The organism is Colwellia sp. TT2012, assembly GCF_001440345.1.
GTDB lineage: Bacteria > Pseudomonadota > Gammaproteobacteria > Enterobacterales > Alteromonadaceae > Colwellia.
The window spans coordinates 1-753 of sequence record NZ_LJYX01000167.1; the positions used below are offsets into that span (position 1 = coordinate 1).

General features: G+C 38.8%; 1 protein-coding gene. It reads right to left on the reverse strand.

Translation table 11 applies throughout. The features are described from left to right. Positions 1-88: 88 nt before the first annotated feature. Complete coding sequence (locus ASU03_RS19355) at positions 89-721, reverse strand: LysE family translocator (RefSeq protein ID WP_157466008.1); 633 nt, start codon at positions 719-721, stop codon at positions 89-91. Positions 722-753: the final 32 nt, after the last annotated feature.

Consider the following 753-nt stretch of genomic DNA (forward strand, 5'->3'; position numbering starts at 1 on the left):
CTAACGCCTAAATAACAGGCTACAAATAGTGGGCTAAAATGGAGCGAAGCGAACAGCCCGCTGTTTTTAGTCCTTGTTGATTTTCTTGTTAGGGTAATTGTTGGCTAGATATCAATTTAACACCCAATACGCCCATGAATCCACCAGCAAGTCTACAAATATACTTTTTAAATTTGGCATAAGCCTTTTGTGCTTTTGACGTAGATAGCAATGTTGCAACTAGCACATACCAGAGCGTATCAATAATAAAAGTCGACGCGGTAATAATAAAATATGAATATTCTGGTAGATTTTCAGGTAAAAAAGTGGCGAATACACTTCCAAAAACAATAGCCGTTTTAGGGTTGCTCAATTGAGTAAACAAACCAATGAAGAACATTTTTAATATGCCATTATTAGTTTTATGACTAGTGATTGTTGTCTCCAAAGGCTCGTTGGATCTTCCCCACATTTTGAAAGCTAAGTAACATAAGTAACTGCCTCCTATCACCTTTAAAGCGATATAAACCCAAGGTACTGTCTCGATTAAAACGAACAGCCCTACTGAGGCGATAACTGCGAAGATTGTTGCTCCAACCCCCATCCCAACAGAAACAGCTATAGCCTCTGAGCGAGGTTTAGACATTGCAGTTTGAGCCACTAAGATGAAGCTAGGTCCTGGGCTCATTACACCCAATAATAGAAAAAGGAGTATAGGTAAAATAAAAATATATTCGTGCATAATTATGGGGACCTCTGTATTACCCTAACGCC

Coding starts and splice junctions, on each gene's coding strand:
- ASU03_RS19355 (WP_157466008.1), bottom strand. CDS start 721: ATGCACGAATATATTTTTATTTTACCTATACTCCTTTTTCTATTATTG.